15 protein-coding genes and 2 pseudogenes are annotated in these 19,069 nt (G+C 61.7%); 10 read left to right on the top strand and 7 right to left on the bottom strand.

The window, feature by feature from the left end; genetic code table 11:
* Nucleotides 1-112 precede the first annotated feature (112 nt).
* Together NVV94_RS11515 and NVV94_RS11510 are read right to left on the bottom strand one after the other, a co-directional pair.
* Nucleotides 113-1,396, bottom strand: coding sequence for a Zn-dependent hydrolase (locus tag NVV94_RS11515; protein WP_258447260.1), 1,284 nt, complete (start codon nucleotides 1,394-1,396; stop codon nucleotides 113-115).
* Nucleotides 1,397-1,439: 43 nt separating this feature from the next.
* Nucleotides 1,440-2,930 (bottom strand): NCS1 family nucleobase:cation symporter-1, encoded by a 1,491-nt coding sequence (locus tag NVV94_RS11510; RefSeq protein ID WP_258447259.1) that lies wholly within the window; start codon nucleotides 2,928-2,930, stop codon nucleotides 1,440-1,442.
* A 295-nt stretch (nucleotides 2,931-3,225) separates the two neighbouring features.
* On the opposite strand from NVV94_RS11510, the gene hydA reads away from it, so the two are divergent.
* From hydA to preA, 3 genes are all read left to right on the top strand, one after another.
* Nucleotides 3,226-4,665 (top strand): dihydropyrimidinase, encoded by a 1,440-nt coding sequence (hydA, locus tag NVV94_RS11505; RefSeq protein ID WP_258447258.1) that lies wholly within the window; start codon nucleotides 3,226-3,228, stop codon nucleotides 4,663-4,665.
* Nucleotides 4,666-4,843: 178 nt separating this feature from the next.
* Nucleotides 4,844-6,211: an NAD(P)-dependent oxidoreductase gene (locus NVV94_RS11500; RefSeq protein ID WP_258447257.1), complete on the top strand. Its 1,368-nt coding sequence runs from the start codon at nucleotides 4,844-4,846 to the stop codon at nucleotides 6,209-6,211.
* A complete protein-coding gene (preA, locus tag NVV94_RS11495; protein WP_258447256.1) occupies nucleotides 6,212-7,486 on the top strand; it encodes an NAD-dependent dihydropyrimidine dehydrogenase subunit PreA in 1,275 nt (424 codons plus the stop codon).
* A gap of 98 nt (nucleotides 7,487-7,584) precedes the next feature.
* Here preA and NVV94_RS11490 read toward each other — a convergent pair whose 3' ends face one another.
* The 3 genes and pseudogenes from NVV94_RS11490 to NVV94_RS11475 all read right to left on the bottom strand — a co-directional run.
* The gene (locus NVV94_RS11490) at nucleotides 7,585-8,205 is read right to left on the bottom strand and encodes a TetR/AcrR family transcriptional regulator (RefSeq protein ID WP_258447673.1); all 621 of its coding nucleotides are present in this window, start codon (nucleotides 8,203-8,205) and stop codon (nucleotides 7,585-7,587) included.
* 251 nt (nucleotides 8,206-8,456) lie between these two features.
* Nucleotides 8,457-8,711, bottom strand: a complete 255-nt coding sequence (locus NVV94_RS11480; protein ID WP_258447255.1) for a DUF2790 domain-containing protein — start codon at nucleotides 8,709-8,711, stop codon at nucleotides 8,457-8,459.
* A 120-nt stretch (nucleotides 8,712-8,831) separates the two neighbouring features.
* Nucleotides 8,832-8,957 (bottom strand): annotated as a pseudogene (locus NVV94_RS11475) (carboxymuconolactone decarboxylase family protein); the annotation flags it as partial.
* A 90-nt stretch (nucleotides 8,958-9,047) separates the two neighbouring features.
* Between NVV94_RS11475 and NVV94_RS11470 the strand changes: the two are divergent.
* A pseudogene (locus NVV94_RS11470) lies at nucleotides 9,048-9,964 on the top strand (catalase); the annotation flags it as partial.
* A 12-nt stretch (nucleotides 9,965-9,976) separates the two neighbouring features.
* Here NVV94_RS11470 and NVV94_RS11465 read toward each other — a convergent pair.
* A complete protein-coding gene (locus NVV94_RS11465) occupies nucleotides 9,977-11,002 on the bottom strand; it encodes an AraC family transcriptional regulator (protein WP_258447672.1) in 1,026 nt (341 codons plus the stop codon).
* Nucleotides 11,003-11,229: 227 nt separating this feature from the next.
* On the opposite strand from NVV94_RS11465, the gene NVV94_RS11460 reads away from it, so the two are divergent.
* The 6 genes from NVV94_RS11460 to NVV94_RS11435 all read left to right on the top strand — a co-directional run bounded on the left by NVV94_RS11460 (nucleotide 11,230) and on the right by NVV94_RS11435 (nucleotide 17,041).
* The gene (locus NVV94_RS11460; protein WP_258447254.1) at nucleotides 11,230-12,414 is read left to right on the top strand and encodes an acetyl-CoA C-acyltransferase family protein; all 1,185 of its coding nucleotides are present in this window, start codon (nucleotides 11,230-11,232) and stop codon (nucleotides 12,412-12,414) included.
* Nucleotides 12,415-12,433: 19 nt separating this feature from the next.
* The gene (locus tag NVV94_RS11455; RefSeq protein ID WP_258447253.1) at nucleotides 12,434-13,282 is read left to right on the top strand and encodes a 3-hydroxybutyryl-CoA dehydrogenase; all 849 of its coding nucleotides are present in this window, start codon (nucleotides 12,434-12,436) and stop codon (nucleotides 13,280-13,282) included.
* 16 nt (nucleotides 13,283-13,298) lie between these two features.
* A complete protein-coding gene (locus NVV94_RS11450) occupies nucleotides 13,299-13,901 on the top strand; it encodes a TetR/AcrR family transcriptional regulator (RefSeq protein WP_258447252.1) in 603 nt (200 codons plus the stop codon).
* 136 nt (nucleotides 13,902-14,037) lie between these two features.
* The gene (locus NVV94_RS11445) at nucleotides 14,038-14,820 is read left to right on the top strand and encodes an endonuclease/exonuclease/phosphatase family protein (RefSeq protein WP_258447251.1); all 783 of its coding nucleotides are present in this window, start codon (nucleotides 14,038-14,040) and stop codon (nucleotides 14,818-14,820) included.
* Nucleotides 14,817-16,055, top strand: a complete 1,239-nt coding sequence (gene clsB / locus NVV94_RS11440) for a cardiolipin synthase ClsB (protein WP_258447250.1) — start codon at nucleotides 14,817-14,819, stop codon at nucleotides 16,053-16,055. Before NVV94_RS11445 ends, clsB begins: the two co-directional genes overlap by 4 nt.
* Nucleotides 16,052-17,041 carry a lysylphosphatidylglycerol synthase domain-containing protein gene (locus tag NVV94_RS11435; RefSeq protein ID WP_258447249.1) on the top strand — a complete coding sequence of 330 codons (990 nt, stop codon included), beginning with the start codon at nucleotides 16,052-16,054 and terminating at the stop codon, nucleotides 17,039-17,041. Before clsB ends, NVV94_RS11435 begins: the two co-directional genes overlap by 4 nt.
* Here the strand turns inward: NVV94_RS11435 and NVV94_RS11430 are convergent.
* Nucleotides 17,028-19,031 (bottom strand): PAS domain-containing sensor histidine kinase, encoded by a 2,004-nt coding sequence (locus NVV94_RS11430; RefSeq protein WP_258447248.1) that lies wholly within the window; start codon nucleotides 19,029-19,031, stop codon nucleotides 17,028-17,030. The genes NVV94_RS11435 and NVV94_RS11430 overlap by 14 nt on opposite strands.
* Between the last annotated feature and the right edge of the window lie 38 nt (nucleotides 19,032-19,069).

Below are 19,069 nucleotides of genomic sequence, written 5' to 3'. Positions count from 1 at the left end.
TGAGGCTCCTTCGGAGCTTATCGCTGGCAAGTCAGCTCCCACAGGGGCCAATGTATTCGATCTTTGTGGGAGCTGGCTTGCCAGCGATGAGGCCCTTACAGGCAACAGAGAATCAAGCCGCCAACTGCGCCTTGGCAATCGCCTCCGACGCCGCCAGCATCGCCCGCAGCAACACCGCACACCCCGCCGCCAGGTCATCCGGATCGGCGTTCTCGATTTCGTTGTGGCTGATACCCCCTTCGCACGGCACGAAGATCATCCCCGCCGGCCCCAGCTCGGCAAGGAAGATCGCGTCATGCCCGGCGCCGCTGACGATATCCATGTGCGACAGCCCCAGGGCCTGCGCCGCGCTGCGCACGGCATCGACACAGCCCTTCTCGAAGTACAGCGGCGGGAAGTCGGCCGTCGGCTTCAAGGTGAAACTCAGGTGGTGCTGCAGGCAGGTGCTCTCGATCACCTGGCGCACCTGGGCGATCATCGAGTCCAGCCGCGCAGGCTCCAGATGCCTGAAGTCCAGCGTCATCCTGACCTCCCCCGGAATCACGTTTCGCGAGCCCGGGTAAGCCTGCAGGCAACCCACCGTGCCACAGGCGTGCGGTTGATGTTCCAGCGCAACCCGGTTGACCGCTGCAACCACCGCGCTGGCCCCGACCAGAGCATCCCTGCGCAGGTGCATGGGGGTCGGCCCGGCATGGGCTTCGACGCCGTTCAAGGTCAGGTCGAACCACTTCTGCCCAAGCGCGCCGAGCACCACGCCAATGGTCTTGTGTTGATCTTCGAGAATCGGGCCCTGCTCGATATGCGCCTCGAAATACGCCCCCACCGCATGCCCGCTGACCGCGCGCGGGCCGGCGTAGCCAATGGCATTGAGGGCCTGGCCTACCGTGATGCCCTCGGCATCGGTCTTGGCCAGGGTTTCCTTCAGGGTGAATTTCTCGGCAAAAACCCCGGAGCCCATCATGCACGGCGCAAAGCGCGAGCCCTCCTCGTTGGTCCAGACCACTACCTCCAGCGGCGCTTCGGTCTCGACCTTGAGGTCATTGAGCGTGCGCAACACCTCAAGGCCTGCCAGCACGCCGAAACAGCCGTCGAACTTGCCACCGGTGGGCTGGGTATCGATATGGCTGCCGGTCATCACCGGCGGCAGCTGCGGGTTGCGCCCCGGCCGACGGGCAAAGATATTGCCCACCGCATCGATGCTGACCGTACAGCCCGCCTCTTCAGCCCATTGCACGAACATGTCGCGCGCCTGGCGATCGAGGTCGCTCAGGGCCAGGCGACAAACGCCGCCCTTGACCGTGGCCCCGAGCCGGGCCAGGTCCATCAGCGATTTCCAGAGGCGGTCGCTGTCGATGTGCCGGTGGGTGGACTGCAGTACGTCTTGTGCTGCGCTCATGGTGACCTCCTCAGGCAGAAGTGGGGTCCGAATCCCCTTTTTGTCAGGCGCTGGGCTTGGCTTCACGGGCAGTCTGGATGCCACCCAGGGTGCTGAGTCCGTAGTAGAGCAACCCGCCCAATGCCGAACCGGTGAACCAGCCGAAGTCGTAGAACCAGCTGAAGGCTGGACTGCCCAGCGACAGCAGTGTCAGCGCCACCGGAACGCCGAAGGCGATAAAACCGAACCAGTTCCAGGCGGGATAAACGTCGTCGCGGTACAGGCCGGCCAGGTCCAGGGTCTGTTTGCGGATCAGGAAGTAGTCCACCACCATGATCCCGGCGATCGGCCCCAGCAAGCTGGAGTAGCCCAGCAACCAGTTCGAATAGACCGATTCCAGGCTCACGTCAGAGACCAGCAGGCCCAGCTTCTTGAGCAACTCGTGGGCCATCAGGGCCAACCCCACCAACCCGGTGAGCAGCACCGCCGTGGTCCGCCCGATCAGCTTGGGCGCGATATTCTGGAAGTCGTTGGTGGGCGAAACGATGTTCGCGGCGGTATTGGTCGACAAGGTCGCGATGATGATCAGGGCCATGGCCAACGCCACCCAGACCGGGCTTTGGATGTGGCCGATCAGGGTGACAGGGTCCGATACGGTCTCGCCGACCAGGGACGCCGATGCGGCGGTCATCACCACACCCAGGGCCGCGAACAGGAACATGGTCAACGGCAGGCCGATGATCTGCCCGACAATCTGGTCCTTCTGGCTTTTGGCATAGCGGCTGAAGTCCGGGATATTCAACGACAGGGTCGCCCAGAAACCGACCATGGCGGTCAAACCGGCGAAGAAATAGCCGTACACGCTGGCACCTTCCGCGCGCTTGGGCGGTTGTGCGATCAATTCGCTGACCGATACGTTCGGCAATGCCCATACCAGCAAGCCGGCACCGACCAGCACCAACAAGGGCGCCGAGAGGGTTTCCAGCCATTTGATCGATTCGGCGCCGCGCAGCACCACCCACAGGTTCAAGACCCAGAACAGCATGAAACCAATCACCTCGCCGGTGCCACCCAGGCTTTTCCAGTCTGCCGACAGCGACCCGAGGAACAGGTGAATGGCCAGGCCGCCGAACATCGTCTGGATACCGAACCAGCCGCAGGCCACCAGGGCCCGGATCAGGCACGGCACGTTGGAGCCGATCACGCCAAAGGAAGAACGCAACAGCACCGGGAACGGAATGCCGTACTTGGTGCCGGGGAAGGCGTTGAGGGTCAGGGGAATCAGCACAACGATGTTGGCCAGCAGGATCGCCAGCAGCGCCTCGCCTACCGACAGGCCGAAATACGCCGTGAGTACACCGCCCAGGGTATAGGTCGGCACACAGATCGACATGCCGACCCACAGGGCGGTGATGTGCCACTTGTTCCAGGTTCGCTCGCGCACTTTGGTGGGCGCGATGTCGTGGTTGTAACGAGGACTGTCGAGTACATCGCTACCGGCTTCAAGCTCATACAGGCCTTCACGCTCGGTCACTTGCGATCTGATCTGGTGCATGGCCGCTCCACGGTTTTTCGGGTTGTTCACTCATGTGGAATCTTGACCATTTCTGCTTCCTGTCAAGCTCGCCAACCGGCCCAGACTTTTACCGAATACTGTCTGAACAATTTTTTATCCTTATCAATCAATAAGTTGCCATGGTTATAAGCTTATATAAAAAATCTTGCTCAATCGAAAATCAGCAACTAGATTCAAATCTTGACACCACTGGCAGGAATTGAACTTCCGCCAGGACGGCACAAGAAAAAACCAGTACCGGCAATGCACCGGTCCAGCCTGCGAGGAACTCGGTATGACTTTGTTGATCCGTGGTGCCACCGTGGTCACTCACGAAGAATGTTATCGCGCTGATGTGCTGTGTGACGGCGGCCTGATCCAGGCCATCGGTGAAAACCTCGACCCGCCGGCCGGTTGCGAAGTGCTCGATGGCAGCGGCCAGTATTTGATGCCTGGCGGCATCGACCCGCACACCCACATGCAACTGCCCTTCATGGGGACGGTGGCCAGCGAAGACTTCTTCAGCGGCACTGCCGCAGGCCTTGCCGGGGGCACGACCTCGATCATCGACTTCGTCATTCCCAATCCGCAACAATCACTGCTCGAAGCCTTTCACCAATGGCGCAGCTGGGCAGAAAAATCCGCAGCCGACTATGGCTTTCACGTTGCCATCACCTGGTGGAGCGAACAGGTTCGCTTCGAGATGGCCGAACTGGTCAACCTCCACGGGGTGAACAGCTTCAAGCATTTCATGGCCTACAAGAATGCGATCATGGCGGCCGACGACACCCTGGTCGCCAGCTTCGAACGCTGCCTGGAACTGGGCGCGGTGCCCACCGTGCACGCCGAGAACGGCGAACTGGTCTATCACCTGCAACGCAAATTGCTCGCCCAGGGCCTCACCGGGCCCGAAGCCCATCCCCTGTCGCGCCCCTCGCAAGTCGAGGGCGAAGCCGCCAGCCGCGCCATTCGCATCGCCGAAACCCTGGGTACACCGCTGTACCTGGTGCATGTCTCGACCCGCGAAGCCCTCGATGAGATCCGCTACGCGCGGGCCAAGGGCCAACCGGTCTACGGCGAAGTGCTGGCCGGGCACCTGATGCTCGATGACAGCGTCTACCGCCACCCCGACTGGCAGACCGCCGCTGGTTATGTGATGAGCCCGCCCTTCCGCCCACGCGGTCACCAGGAGGCCCTCTGGCAAGGCCTGCAGTCCGGCAACCTGCACACCACCGCTACCGACCACTGCTGCTTCTGCGCCGAGCAGAAGGCGGCCGGCCGCGACGATTTCAGCAAGATTCCCAATGGCACCGCCGGCATCGAGGATCGCATGGCCGTGCTCTGGGACGAGGGCGTCAACAGCGGCAAGTTGTCGATGCATGACTTCGTTGCCTTGACCTCGACCAACACCGCGAAGATTTTCAACCTGTTCCCGCGCAAGGGCACGATCCGCGTGGGTGCCGATGCCGATCTGGTGCTCTGGGACCCTCACGGCAGCCGGACCATCTCGGCTGCGACCCATCACCAGAACGTCGATTTCAATATTTTCGAGGGCAAGACCGTACGCGGCATCCCCAGCCACACCATCAGCCAGGGCCGGCTGGTCTGGGCCAACGGTGACCTTAGGGCCGAACGCGGGGCGGGGCGCTATATCGAGCGACCGGCCTACCCGGCGGTGTTCGATCTGCTGCAAAAGCGTGCCGAACAGCGCCGCCCGATCCCGGTCGACCGCTGACTGTAGATATTTTTGGGGCAAATGGCGAACCGTGTAGCCGCTGCCGAAGGCTGCGCTGGAGTCCCGAAGGGGCTCCCCGGCGATCTTGAGATCTTGCGCGTGCTTCGCACGCGAGCGCAGCCTTCGGCAGCGGCTACGGGAGTTCTGCCCAGGTCAATAAGAATATGAGGCCACTACCGTGATCGAATCCCTGAACCACTTGCCGCAACCACGCAACGATGCGACCACCCTGGCAGACCGCTTCAGCGATCTGGCACCCCCACTCAACGCCCGCCAGGCCGTGCTGGAAAGCTCGCGCTGCCTGTACTGCTACGACGCGCCTTGCGTCAACGCGTGCCCCAGCGAAATCGACATCCCCTCCTTCATCCGCAACATCAACCAGGAGAACGTCCAGGGCGCCGCCGAAAAAATCCTCTCGGCCAATATCCTTGGCGGCAGTTGCGCCCGGGTCTGCCCCACCGAGGTGCTGTGCCAGCAAGCCTGCGTACGCAACCACCATCAAGAGTGCGCCCCGGTGCTGATCGGGCAACTGCAGCGCTATGCCCTGGACAACGCCCACTTCAGCGAGCACCCCTTTCAACGCGCTGCCGCTACCGGCAAGCGCATTGCAGTGGTCGGTGCGGGCCCGGCCGGCTTGTCCTGCGCCCATCGGTTGGCGCTGCACGGCCACGACGTGGTGATCTTCGAGGCTTCTGAAAAAGCCGGCGGGCTCAACGAATACGGCATCGCCAAATACAAGCTGGTGGACGATTTCGCCCAGCGCGAAGTGGCTTTCCTGCTGGAAATCGGCGGCATCGAGATTCGCCACGGCCGCACCCTGGGGGTAGACCTGAGCCTCAGTGAATTGCACCAGCAGTTCGACGCGGTGTTCCTCGGGCTCGGCCTTGCCGCCAGCCGCCAGCTGGGCCTGGCCGATGACAGCGCGCCCGGCATGCTTGCCGCCACCCGGTACATCCGTGAGCTGCGCCAGGCCGACGACCTGACAAGCCTGCCACTGGCCGACCGCTGCATCGTGATCGGTGCCGGTAACACGGCCATCGACATGGCCGTGCAAATGGCCCGCCTGGGCGCCCGGGATGTCAACCTGGTGTACCGCCGGGGCCTGGAGGACATGGGCGCCACCAGGCATGAGCAAGACATCGCCAAGGCCAATCAGGTGCGCCTGCTGACCTGGGCGCAACCGCAGCAGGTACTGCTCGATGACCAGGGCCGCGTTCGCGGCATGCAGTTTGCCCGCACTCACCTGGAGAACGGCCGCCTGTGCACCACGGGCGAAACCTTCGAGCTTGCTGCCGACGCGATCTTCAAGGCCATCGGCCAATGCTTCGACGACAACGCTCTGAGCGATCCGCTGGCCGCTGAACTCAAGCGCGATGGCGACCGCATCCTGGTCGACGAGCAACTGCGAACCAGTGTTCCCGGCGTCTATGCCGGCGGTGACTGCACGTCGCTCGGCCAGGACCTCACCGTCCAGGCCGTGCAGCACGGCAAACTGGCCGCCGAGGCCATCCATGCCCAACTGATGCTTAACGTGGAGGCCGCATAAATGGCCGATCTGTCGATTCAATTCGCTGGCATCAAAGCTCCCAACCCTTTCTGGCTGGCCTCCGCACCGCCTACCGACAAGGCCTACAACGTGGTTCGTGCCTTCGAGGCCGGCTGGGGCGGCGTGGTCTGGAAAACCCTCGGTGAAGACCCGGCGGCGGTGAACGTGTCATCGCGCTATTCGGCCCATTACGGGGTCAACCGCGAAGTCATCGGCATGAACAATATCGAGCTGATCACCGATCGCTCGCTGGAAATCAACCTGCGCGAAATCACCCAGGTCAAGAAGGCCTGGCCCGACCGTGCGCTGATCGTCTCCTTGATGGTCCCTTGTGTGGAAGATTCGTGGAAAGCGATCCTGCCACTGGTCGAAGCCACCGGCGCGGACGGCATCGAGCTGAATTTCGGCTGCCCTCACGGCATGCCCGAACGCGGCATGGGCGCTGCGGTGGGACAGGTACCGGAGTACGTGGAGCAAGTCACCCGCTGGTGCAAGACCCACGGCTCGTTGCCCGTCATCGTCAAACTGACGCCCAATATCACCGATATCCGCCAGGCGGCGCGAGCGGCCTGGCGCGGGGGCGCCGACGCGGTGTCGCTGATCAACACCATCAATTCGATCACCAGCGTGGACCTCGAGCGCATGGTCGCCCTGCCCATCGTCGGCAGCAAGAGCACTCACGGCGGCTACTGCGGCTCGGCGGTCAAGCCCATTGCCTTGAACATGGTCGCCGAGATCGCTCGTGATCCGCAGACGCGCGGCCTGCCGATCAGCGGCATCGGCGGCATCGGCAGTTGGCGCGACGCGGCAGAGTTCATCGCCCTGGGCTGCGGCTCGGTGCAGGTCTGCACCGCGGCGATGCTTCACGGCTTTCGCATCGTCGAAGAGATGAAAGATGGCCTTTCGCGCTGGATGGACAGCCAGGGCTACAACAACCTGCAAGACTTCTCCGGGCGAGCGGTGGGCAACACCACCGACTGGAAGTACCTGGACATGAACTATCAAATCATCGCCAAAATCGACCAGCAGGCCTGTATTGGCTGCGGTCGTTGCCACATTGCCTGCGAGGACACTGCGCACCAGGCGATTGCCAGCCTCAGGCAGGCCGACGGCACTCATCGCTACGAGGTGATCGACGCCGAATGCGTGGGTTGTAACCTGTGCCAGATCACCTGCCCGGTGCAGGGCTGCATAGAGATGGTGGTGCAGGACACCGGCAAGGGGTTCCTGGATTGGGAGCATGATCCGCGCAATCCGTATAGCGTTCAGCCTTGAGGTTCTATGGTGTTTGACATGACCTCATCGCTGGCAAGCCAGCTCCCACAGGATTACTCAAACCCCCTGTGGGAGCTGGCTTGCCAGCGATAGGGCCCTCAAGGCTCCAACCCGATCCCCCGCAAGATCACACCGGTCACCGTCTCCACCGCCCGCTCGAACTGCAATGGCGACAAAGGCTGATGTTTGTTGAGCAACGTCACCTGATGACTGAAGTCGGCGTAATGTTGGGTCGAGGCCCAGATCATGTAGAGAAGGCTCGAAGGCTCCACCGCGAGGATGCGCTTGTCATCGACCCACTGACGGATTTTCGCCTCCTTCATCTTTGCCCAGCCATACAGGCTTTCGTCCAGCTTCTGGCCGAGGTTCGGCGCGCCGTGGATGATTTCATTGGCCCAGACTTTCGAACCATGGGGCCGCGTACGCGAGTGGTTCATCTTGGCGCGAATGTAGCTGCTGAGCACCACGCGCGGGTCATCGTGCATTTCAAAGCACAGCGCATCCTGTTTCCAGATATCCAGCAGGCCAAGCAGCACCGCCTGGTACAGCTCGCTTTTGGTGCTGAAGTAGTAATGCAGGTTGGTACGTGGCAGGTCGGCCTCTTCGGCGATGTCGGCCATGGCAGTGCCGCCGTAGCCCTTTTCGGCAAAAACTTTCTCGGCCGCCAAAAGGATCTTCTCAACGTTGCGACGACGAATTTCGATCTTGTGATTGGCCATCGACAAACCCAGTGCGACTGAAGGCTCCAAGGCTACCAGACCACAGCCTTTTTCGTCCCGACGCTGCAATAAGAGCCAAGCCATTGCCGTGGTCGGAACCCACGCCATGACCCTGGGTTATATCCAGGCAACCTCAAGGCGACAGCACTGCATTTGAGCACCGAAGACATGGCTCAAATTGCAGCGCTGGAACGCGGTGAACGGCTGGTCAACCCTGAAGGTATCACGCCCGACCGGGATTGAAGAACTCTTCAGTCCCGGTAGCTGCATACATCGGCAAGCTTGAGGTACTGGAGTTCGCGCTGCTGGCCCGACGAATCGAGATAGGTCATTTGCGCTTTCACGACTTCACAGATCTGTTGGTCGGGTTCAGTCAGCGCAATGACCTTGGCGATGTCCAGCTTCATGCCGTATTCATACTCCACTGGCGTGCCTTGGGCCTGCACGCCGGTAGTGACACATGCCACAGCCATCACGCCGGTGCCTAGCCATAAACGGATATTCATGACGGTTCTCCGAACTTGGGCTAACGGGTTCGGACTCCCGAGCGGCTCGAAAGCCCACCGTTACCCCTAAAGTGTGGAGGGCCTTTTGCCATTGCGTCGGCCTTGGGGATCAACGGTCGTTCACCCCACCGGCACCTGGCGAAAACTTACCGCCAGACGATTCCAGCAATTGATGGTGGCGATGGCCATCGTCAGGTCGACCAGCTCGCCATCGCTGAACTGCGCCTTGACCTGTGCATACACCTCAATTGAGTTGGGAGGCATGCATCTTGATCAAGTCGAGCAAGGGCTTTTCAATGCTCAACACCCCGCGTCAGGCTCAGACCTCCAGCCTGGCCGGCCGGCTACCGTTTCATGGATGGCAACAGCGTCCATGCCTACAAGTTCATCAATGCCCAGGGCGACGTGCATTACGTGAAATTCCGCTGGAAGAGCCTTCAGGGCCAGAAAAACCTCGACCCCCAGCAAGTAGCCAAGATACAGGCCGCTGACTATAGCCACATGACCACCGACCTGGTCAGGTCAGAGCCATTGATAAAGGCGACTTCCCGAAATGGGACCTCTACATCCAGGTGCTCAAGCCAGAGCAATTGGCCGGCTTTGACTTCGACCCCCTGGACGCGACGAAAATCTGGCCGAATATTCCCGAACGCAAGATCGGCCAGATGGTACTGAACAAGAATGTCGGAAATTTCTTCCAGGAAACCGAACAGGTTGCCATGGCGCCCTCCAACCTGGTGCCGGGGATCGAGCCGTCGGAAGACCGCCTGCTCCAGGGCCGCCTGTTTTCCTATGCCGATACCCAGATGTACCGGGTGGGGGCCAACGCATTGAGCTTGCCAGTGAATCGCCCACGCGTTGCCGTGAACAACGGCAACCAGGATGGCGCGATGAACCCGGGGCAGACCACCAGCGGCGTGAATTACGAGCCGAGTATCCTCGCGCCGCGTCCGGCCGACGACGCTGCGCGCTACAGCCAGAAGACCTTGAGCGGTACCACTCAACAGGCCAGGATCCAGCGCGAGCAGAACTTCCAGCAGACCGCTGAGCTTTACAGGTCCTACAGCAAGAAGGAGAAAAGCGATCTGGTCAACAGCTTCGGCCAATCGCTGGCCACCGCCGGCACCGAGAGCAAACACATCATATTGTCCTACCTGTATAAGGCTGATCCGGAATATGGCAGTCGTGTCACCAAAGTGGCCGGCGGCAACCTTATCCAGGTCAAGAGGCTGGCTGCTGCCCTCGACGACTGAACGAAAGCGCCCCTAAATCGGCTCGCCGCGGTTACGCCGCGTGCGCAGCCGATAGCTGCCCGGGCTCTCCCCCGTCCACTTCTTGAACGCCCGGTGAAACGCGCTGGGTTCCTGGAAACCGGTCTGCTCGGCGATTTCGGCGATGCTCAGGCCGGTTTCGCGCAAGCGCTCGAACGCCATGGCCCGGCGCACTTCATCCTTGATCTCCTGGAAGGAACGGCCTTCGCGCTCCAGCTGGCGGCGAAAGGTCGTCGGGCTCAAGCCTTGCTCCCGGGCCATGGCGAGCAATGTCGGCCATTGCCCATACTGGCTGTTGCGCAGCCTTTGGTAGACCTGCGCGGCCAGGCCATGCTGATTGCGAAAACGGATGACCAGCCATTGCGGTGCGGTACGCAGGAAGGTCTTGAGGGCTGCCAGGTCCTGGATCACCGGCAGGTGCAACCAACTGGCCGCGAATTCGATTTCGGTGCGCCCGGCGCCGAGGGTCAGGTTGGGCCCCCACAGCAATGGGTCGTCAGCCAGTGGCGGGCGCAGGTCGTACAGGTCGGTGCGGTCGATGGGAATACGCCGCCCGCCCAACCAGCACAGCAGGCTGATAACCAACACCAGAAAGGTTTCCTCGGCAAGGCTGCGGGCGACCGGGTCTTGCAGGCGGGTCTCCAGGCTGATCACTGCGCGTTGTCCACGGATGCTGAGGGTGCCGCGCAGGTCGCGCAGAAACAGCGCAAAATTGGCCAGGCATTGGCGCAAGGCCTTCTCCAGGTTCGGTTCCTGGATCAATGCCCGACAGATCAGCGCAAAGCTGCCCGGCGGCATGCCATGGGAGTCCAGATGAAAGAACTCATCGTCCAGGTCACGGATCAACAGCAGCCAAAGCCGTGCGAAGGCCGGGGCCGGGACCCGCGCCGTGGGGTCTTCCAGCATGTTGGCAGCGATGCCCGCCTGCTCCAGCAAGCGCTCGACCCGTTCAGGTTGAGCGCGCAGCCCATGGAGCATGGCGTGGACGAAGTAGACCGCGACTGAATCGTTTTCCCGCATTTCATTTTCCGACATGACGCCAGCCGACTGTGGCAAAAAATGCCAGGTACGCTGGACAGTTTTGGCATAGGCCGTGCCCGCCTGCGCCCCTAGACTCGACACAACCCCCAGGGTGGCCGTTGCAGGGTATCAGGGCAGCATGAAACCGACCGGCACCAATAGCACGTCGGCCCTCAGCTGCCAATGCCCTTGCCGTAACGCCCCCGCTATCGATCAGTGGAGTCGACATGAGCAATAACGATATTTATGTAGTAAGCGCCGCGCGCTCGGCCATCGGCAGCTTTGGCGGTTCGCTCAAGGATGTACCGCTGTCGCAGCTGGCCACCGACGTGACCCGCGCTGCCCTGGAGCGCTCGACCCTGGCGCCGGAGCTGATCGGCCACATGGTCATGGGCAACGTCATCCCGACCGAGGCGCGCGATGCCTACCTGGGGCGCGTTGCCGCCATGAATGCCGGTATTCCCAAGGAAACTCCGGCCTTCAACGTCAACCGCCTGTGCGGTTCGGGCCTGCAAGCGATCGTCTCGGCCGCGCAAAGCCTGATGCTCGGCGATGCCGGTGCGGTCATCGCCGCCGGCGCCGAATCCATGAGCCGTGGCCCTTACCTGCTGCCGCAGGCGCGCTGGGGCGCACGCATGGGTGACATGCAGGCCATCGACTACATGCTCGGCATTCTTCACGATCCGTTTGCCGGCATCCACATGGGCATCACTGCGGAAAACATCGCGCAAAACCGCGGTATCACCCGGCAGATGCAAGACGAATTGGCCCTGGTCAGCCAAAAGCGCGCAGCCCGTGCCATCGCCGAAGGGCGTTTCGTCGAGCAGATCGTGCCGATCGAAGTGGCCAGCCGCAAAGGCAAGCAACTGTTCGCTGTCGATGAGCACGTCCGTGGCGATGTCACCGCCGAGCAACTGGCGGCCATGAAAACCGCGTTCAAGAAAGACGGCACCGTGACCGCCGGCAACGCTTCGGGCCTCAACGACGGCGCTGCCGCCATGGTCCTGGCCACCGGCGCCACCGTACGCCAGCAGAACCTGCGCCCCATGGCCCGGCTGGTGGCCTACGCCCATGCCGGCGTCGAGCCGTCGATGATGGGCCTGGGCCCGATTCCGGCTACCCGCCTGGTCCTGCAGAAGGCCGGCCTGACAGTCTCCGACCTGGACGTGATCGAATCCAACGAAGCCTTTGCCGCCCAGGCCTGTGCCGTCGCCCACGAACTGGATTTCGACCCGGCCAAGGTCAACCCTAACGGCTCGGGCATCTCGCTCGGCCACCCGGTCGGTGCAACCGGCGTGATCATCGCGACCAAAGCCATCTACGAACTGCATCGCACCCAGGGCCGCTATGCCCTGGCGACCATGTGCATCGGCGGCGGCCAAGGTATTGCGCTGCTGTTCGAACGCGTCTGATCATTTGCGGAGTAGTTAAATGAACGTGCAAAACATTGCAGTCATCGGCGCTGGCACCATGGGCAACGGCATTGCCCAGATCTGCGCCCTGGCCGGTTTTTCGGTGACCTTGATCGACCTGTCCGACGCCGCGCTCGAACGTGGCATGGGCACCCTGCGCAAGAACCTCGAGCGTCAGGTGAGCAAGGAAACCCTCACTGCCGAGCAGGCCAGCCATGCGCTCGAACGCATCCAGACCAGCACCGACTATGCAAGCCTGCAAAACGTCGAGCTGGTGATCGAGGCGGCAACCGAGAACCTCGAGCTCAAGCTGCGCATCCTGCAGCAGGTCAACGCCCAGGTGAAAGCGGACTGCGTGATCGCTTCCAACACCTCGTCGCTGTCGATCACCCAGTTGGCTGCCAGTGTCAGCCAGCCCGAGCGCTTTATCGGCCTGCACTTCTTCAACCCGGTGCCGGTGATGACGCTGATTGAGGTGATTGGTGGCCTGCAGACCAGCGATGCGACCCATGCCCTGGCCCTGGCCCTGGCCGAACGGGTCGGCAAGACGGCCATCACCGCCGGCAACCGTCCAGGTTTTGTGGTCAATCGCATCCTGGTGCCCATGATCAACGAAGCGGTCATGGTGTTGCAGGAAGGCCTGGCCAGTGCCGAGGACATCGACACCGGCATGCGCCTGGGCTGCAACCAGCCGATCGGCCCGCTGGCGTTGGCCGATTTGATCGGGCTCGATACCCTGCTGGCCATCATGGAAGCCTTCCATGATGGCTTCAACGACAGCAAATACCGCCCCGCCCCGCTGCTCAAGGAGATGGTCGCGGCCGGCTACCTGGGCCGCAAGAGCGGTCGCGGGTTTCATTCCTACTAAGGCCAGGAACGTCACGATGACTAATCCAGCGCAATGCTCGCGTTATGAAGAAAGTCGTGACAAGGCCCTGGAGCTCTTCGCCTTGAAGGGCTTCGGCCAGGTCAGTATGCGTGAGTTGGCGGCCCATCTGGGGCTCACGGCCGGCTCGCTCTACCATCATTTCCCCAGCAAGCAGCATCTGCTGTTCGATCTGATCGAAGAGTTGCACGAAGAGCTGCTGGCCACGCTGACGCTGGGTTCCAAGCGGCTGCGCGCTACGGAAAATCCGCTTGGCGTGCTGATCCGGGCCCATTGGAACCTGCACCGGGAGCGCCCCTTGCAGTTTCGCCTGGCCGAACGTGACCTTTGCTGCCTGACTGACACCCAACAACAACAGATCATCAACCTGCGCGAGCAGTACGAACGCCAGCTGTTGCAGTTGATTGCCCCGCATACCACCCTTGGCGGCATGCAGCTCAAGGCCGCCGGGCATGCCATCGCCAACCTGGTCAATCACTTGCCGGGCTGGCTGGAGGACTGCCCACTGCCGGACTCCCAGCGCCTGGCGCTGATGGAAAACCTGGTGGTCGGCGCCATCGAGCGGACCCTGCTCGCCTGCGGCATCAGCTCCGCCGCCTGAAACCTGCCATCAAGCAGGTGCGCCGGGTATCCGACAGCCTGAAACTTCCTGAGCCCCGGAAAGTCGGAAAATAGAGTGAGCCTCGCGTTTGCGGCTGCCTGAACCTTTCTCCGATGATCAGCCAGGGACATTGCGCATGAGTAGGCCCCAACCGCAACCCTTCAGTGCACAGGCCCTCCAGGTCCGTTCGCTGCGAATACTGACGGTCAACACACACAAGGGTTTCAGCCCGTTGAATCGGCACTTTGTGTTGCCGGAACTGCGCGATGCGGTACGCACCCTGTCGGCCGACGTCGTGTTCCTTCAAGAAGTGCTCGGCACCCATCGCCAGCATGGCCAGCGCTATGACAACTGGTCCGACATTCCACAATATGAGTTTCTTGCCGACAGCATGTGGCCGGTGTTCGCCTATGGCCGCAATGCCGTCTATCCCGATGGCGAACATGGCAACGCCCTGTTGTCGAAGTTCCCGATCGTGCGTCATGCCAACCTGGACGTTACCATTACCGGTAACGAAGAACGCGGCTTGCTGCATTCGGTGCTGGCACTGCCAGGGCAGCCCGAGGTACATACCATTTGCGTCCATCTGGGGTTGCGCGAGCGCCAACGCCAAAAACAGTTGCAGCTGCTGTGCCATCTGCTCGACAGCTTGCCGGCCGATGCGCCGGTAATCCTGGCCGGCGACTTCAACGACTGGCGCAAGCGGGCCGATGCGCAACTGGCCGAATGCACCATGCAGGAAGTCTTCACGCAGGCGTTCGGTGCACCCGCCAAGAGCTTTCCAGCGCGCTGGCCCTTGCTCTGCCTGGACCGCATCTACCTTCGCAATGCCACCGCCCATCAACCGCAGGTGCTATCACGCAAGCCCTGGTCTCACCTTTCCGATCATGCACCCCTGGCTGTGGAGGTGCATCTATGAGCGCAACATGGCGAGACAGCAATCAGGTGCAACTGCTGATCAACGGCGAGGACTACTTCCCAAGTGTCTTCCAGGCCATCAACGATGCCCGCGAAGAAGTGCTGCTCGAGACCTTCATCATTTTCGAAGACAAGGTCGGCCAGCAACTGCAACAGGTGTTGATCGATGCGGCGCGGCGCGGCGTTCGCGTCGAGGTACTGGTCGATGGCTATGGCACCGCCGACCTCAGCTCGGACTTCCTGCAGGCATTGGTCGAGGTTGGCGTGCACCTGCAGGCGTTCGATCCCAGCCCCAAGCTTTTGGGCATGCGCACCAATCTGTTTCGGCGAATGCACCGTAAAATTTTGGTGATCGACGGCGAGACGGCCTTTGTCGGCGGCATCAATTACTCGGCCGATCACCTGGCCGACTTCGGCCCGATGGCCAAACAGGATTATGCCGTACGGGTACGCGGCCCGATCGTCGCTGACCTGCATCGCGCGAGCCTGCAATTGCTCGATGAAACCAGCCGGGTGCGGCGCAATCCAACGCCCTGGCGCAGCCGTTCGGCGCCCATCGAGGCCGACAGCGCCCAGGCGAGCATGCTGCTGTGCATCCGGGACAACCACGAGCACCAGCGCGACATTGAACAGCACTACCTGATCGCCATCCGGAGCGCCAGGGAGCGGGTTGTGATCGCCAACGCCTATTTCTTTCCCGGCTATCGCTTATTGCGGGCAATACGCAATGCCGCCCGCCGTGGCGTGAAAGTGACCCTGATTCTGCAGGGCATGCCCGACTTGCCACTGGTGCTTTTGTGCTCACGCCTGCTCTACAACTACTTGCTGCGCGACGGTGTGGTCATTCATGAATACTGTGAGCGACCGTTGCACGGCAAGGTGGCACTGATCGATGACCAATGGTCGACGATAGGATCGAGCAATCTCGACCCGCTGAGCCTGGCGCTGAACCTGGAAGCCAACCTGATTATCCGCGACCGCAAGCTGAACGAGCGGCTGCATGAGCATCTGCTGGGTCTTGCACAGGCTCACTGCAAGGCCGTCACCCTGCAACGGGTACTGCGCGGGTACTGGTGGCGGGCTCCGCTTATTTTCCTCACGTTCCACTTTCTGCGGCGCTTTCCTGCCATCGTTGGCTGGCTGCCAGCCCACTCCCCCAAACTGATACCCATGGTGCCGACGCCGGAAGCGCCGCCCGGCGCCCCTGCGCCTCTCGATCAGGCCAAACACCCATGAAGCCAAACGCCCCCCACACGCACAAAAGCAAATGGGTCTGGGCCAAACGCGGTTTGACCCTGCTCTTTTTCATTCTGGTGCCGGTGCTGCTGTTCATGCTGCTGCGCAATCTGGAGTGGCAGGAGGTCAAGCAAGCCTTGCAATCCTACCGGTTGAGCACCCTGGCGATCGGGGTGGCAATCGCACTGTGCAGCTATACGCTGTTCAGCAGTTACGACCTGCTTGGGCGTCGTTATACCGGGCATAAGCTACCCACTCGCCAGGTGCTGCCGCTGGCGTTTGTCTGTTACGCCTTCAATCTCAACCTCAGTTCCTGGGTAGGTGGCGTGGCCCTGCGTTACCGCCTGTACTCAAAGCTGGGGCTGGACGTAGCGACCATCACTAAAATTCTCAGCCTGTGCCTGGTCACCAACTGGCTCAGCTATCTGTTGGTGGCCGGGAGCGTGTTCGTCATGGGGCTGCCGGAGTTACCACCTGGCATTCAAGTCGGCGCCATGGGGTTGCGGGTGATCGGTGCGATGCTTTTGCTGGCCGCATGCGCCTACCTGCTGGCTTGCCGCTTCGCCAGGCGTCGCACCTGGTCCATTGGCGACCACGAAATCACCCTGCCATCCTTTCGCCTGGCGGTGACACAGGCACTGATGGGGCCGTGCAACTGGGCGTTGATGGCTCTGCTGATCTACTTGCTGCTACCAGGCAAGGTCGGCTACCCGACGATTCTGGCAATACTATTGATCAGTAGCATCGCCGGCGTGATTACCCATATCCCGGCCGGGCTCGGAGTACTCGAAGCCGTGTTCATCACGCTGCTTCACCCTCAATACTCCAAAGGCACCCTGCTGGCGGCGCTGATCGGCTATCGGGCGCTCTACTTCCTGCTGCCACTGGCAATTGCCTGCGTGGTCTACCTGATACTGGAGCGCCGCGCCCGCAAGCCCCAGGCGCCCCAGCAAAGCCCCCAGCATGACACGGTCAATCAGCGTTGAGCATGGCCCGCACGCGCCGGGTCAGATCATCCAGCGAGAACGGCTTGGTCATGACCTCCATTCCGGGCTCCAGGCCCTGGCGATCAGTCACCGACTGTTCGGCAAAGCCGGTAATGAACAACACCTTGAGGCCGGGGCGCAGGACCCGTGCGGCGTCAGCCACTTGCCGACCATTGAGGCCTCCCGGCAAGCCGATATCGGTAATCAATAGGTCGATCGGTGTGTCGGCTTGCAGCACGGCAAGGCCGGCATGCCCATCCGGCACTTCCATGACCTGGAATTCCTGCTCGCTCAACATGTCCTTGATCAGCATCCGCAGGGTCGATTCGTCGTCGATCAGCAGAATCCGATCCCCTGTTCCCACCAGGGGCTCTACCGTGTCAGGCGGTTCATCGAGCGGCAATGACTGGCCGTCTTCGTGACGCGGCAGATACAACTGCATCCGGGTGCCTTGTCCGAGCGTGGAGTGGATTCGAATACGCCCGCCGGATTGGCGAGCGAAGCCATACACCATCGACAACCCCAGGCCGGTGCCCTGGCCGACGGGCTTGGTGGTGAAAAACGGCTCGAAAGCGCGCTCTATCACCTCGGCCGTCATGCCACAGCCCGTATCGATGACCTTCAGCGTCAGGTAATCGCCCAAGGGCAGAACCTCATCGCTCCAGGTGTTGCCTGCATGGCTGTAGTTACGGGCACAAATGCCCAGCTGCCCTCCCTCAGGCATGGCATCGCGGGCATTGATACACAGGTTGAGCAAAGTGCTTTCCAATTGGTGGGCATCAACCAGGGTCGTCCACAACCCGGGTTCCACATCGACCGCAAGGGTGATGGTCGGGCCCAGGGTCCGGCGGATCATATCTTCCATGCCATGGACCAACTGATTGACGTCTGTCGGGCTCGGATCAAGCGTCTGCCGGCGAGAAAAGGCCAGGAGCCGGTGAGTCAGGGTGGCAGCGCGCCTGGCCGCCCCCTGGGCGGCGTCGATATAACGGCTGAGTTCATCCAGCCGGCCCTTCTCCAGCCGGAGCGCGAGCATCTCCAGGCTGCCGGCGATACCACCGAGCAGGTTGTTGAAGTCATGCGCCAGGCCCCCGGTCAGTTGCCCTACCGCGTCCATTTTCTGGCTATGACGCAGCAGCTCCCCGGCCTGGCGCAAGGCTTCGGCGCGCTCTCGCTCAGGGCTGACATCGCGTCCCACCGCATGATAGAAGCCCTCGGCCGGCGCCGCCGCCCAGTTGATCCAGCGATAGTGCCCGTCCTTGGTGCGCAGACGGGTGTCTATGTCCCTGACCCGCTCGCCTTGCGACATCCTCTCTACTGCCGACTGCACCATGGCTTGATCGTCAGGATGAACAAGGTCGAGGATCTGCGCGCCCAGTAACTCGTCAGCTTCCCACCCGAGTACCTGAAACCAGGCCGGGTTGCTTGAAGTGACAGTCAAGTCTTCGCGCGTCACCACCATGATGTCCGAAGACAATTGCCAGAACCGATTGCGATCGGCAGTGCGCTCGACCACCAACCGCTCGAAAATGGCGGCCTGCTCGCGCAATTGCTGTTGGGCAACCATCGTGTCGGTGGTTTCCACCACCGTGTCGAGAAAACCGGCCACGGCACCGCTCTCGTCACGCACAGGGCTATAGCAGAACGTGAAATACGCCTGTTCCATGGTGCCATGGCGATTGACTTGTACGGCGAAATTTTCGATGAAGGTCGCCTCGCCGCTGAAAGCGCGGAAGGCAAATGCCCCAACGTGCTCCCAGGCCTCGCTCCAGACGTCGTCGAAACCCTTGCCCAAGGATTCGGGCTTTGCCCCCAGCAGCGGCTTGAAAGCGTCGTTATAGACAGTGGTGAGGTCCGTGCCCCAGACCAGGCATGCCGGAAATTTGGACGCCAGCAAGGTATCGACGGCAATACGCAATGATGTGGGCCAGAGATGCAAGGGCCCCAACGACGTCTTGCTCCAGTCGAACGCTCTGACTTTTTCGCTCATGCCCCCTTTTTGATAGGGGAAGGCGTCAATGTGCTTTA

The organism is Pseudomonas sp. LS1212, from assembly GCF_024741815.1.
In the GTDB taxonomy this organism is placed as follows: domain Bacteria; phylum Pseudomonadota; class Gammaproteobacteria; order Pseudomonadales; family Pseudomonadaceae; genus Aquipseudomonas.
This window is presented reverse-complemented; position numbering and strand designations above follow the sequence as displayed.

What these genes read in the sequence shown, in the direction of transcription:
- NVV94_RS11515 (WP_258447260.1), bottom strand. Translation starts at nt 1,396, where the DNA reads ATGAGCGCAGCACAAGACGTACTGCAGTCCACCCACCGGCACATCGAC.
- NVV94_RS11510 (WP_258447259.1), bottom strand. Translation starts at nt 2,930, where the DNA reads ATGCACCAGATCAGATCGCAAGTGACCGAGCGTGAAGGCCTGTATGAG.
- hydA (WP_258447258.1), top strand. Translation starts at nt 3,226, where the DNA reads ATGACTTTGTTGATCCGTGGTGCCACCGTGGTCACTCACGAAGAATGT.
- preA (WP_258447256.1), top strand. Translation starts at nt 6,212, where the DNA reads ATGGCCGATCTGTCGATTCAATTCGCTGGCATCAAAGCTCCCAACCCT.
- NVV94_RS11490 (WP_258447673.1), bottom strand. Translation starts at nt 8,205, where the DNA reads ATGGCCAATCACAAGATCGAAATTCGTCGTCGCAACGTTGAGAAGATC.
- NVV94_RS11480 (WP_258447255.1), bottom strand. Translation starts at nt 8,711, where the DNA reads ATGAATATCCGTTTATGGCTAGGCACCGGCGTGATGGCTGTGGCATGT.
- NVV94_RS11465 (WP_258447672.1), bottom strand. Translation starts at nt 11,002, where the DNA reads ATGCGGGAAAACGATTCAGTCGCGGTCTACTTCGTCCACGCCATGCTC.
- NVV94_RS11460 (WP_258447254.1), top strand. Translation starts at nt 11,230, where the DNA reads ATGAGCAATAACGATATTTATGTAGTAAGCGCCGCGCGCTCGGCCATC.
- NVV94_RS11455 (WP_258447253.1), top strand. Translation starts at nt 12,434, where the DNA reads ATGAACGTGCAAAACATTGCAGTCATCGGCGCTGGCACCATGGGCAAC.
- NVV94_RS11450 (WP_258447252.1), top strand. Translation starts at nt 13,299, where the DNA reads ATGACTAATCCAGCGCAATGCTCGCGTTATGAAGAAAGTCGTGACAAG.
- NVV94_RS11445 (WP_258447251.1), top strand. Translation starts at nt 14,038, where the DNA reads ATGAGTAGGCCCCAACCGCAACCCTTCAGTGCACAGGCCCTCCAGGTC.
- clsB (WP_258447250.1), top strand. Translation starts at nt 14,817, where the DNA reads ATGAGCGCAACATGGCGAGACAGCAATCAGGTGCAACTGCTGATCAAC.
- NVV94_RS11435 (WP_258447249.1), top strand. Translation starts at nt 16,052, where the DNA reads ATGAAGCCAAACGCCCCCCACACGCACAAAAGCAAATGGGTCTGGGCC.
- NVV94_RS11430 (WP_258447248.1), bottom strand. Translation starts at nt 19,031, where the DNA reads ATGAGCGAAAAAGTCAGAGCGTTCGACTGGAGCAAGACGTCGTTGGGG.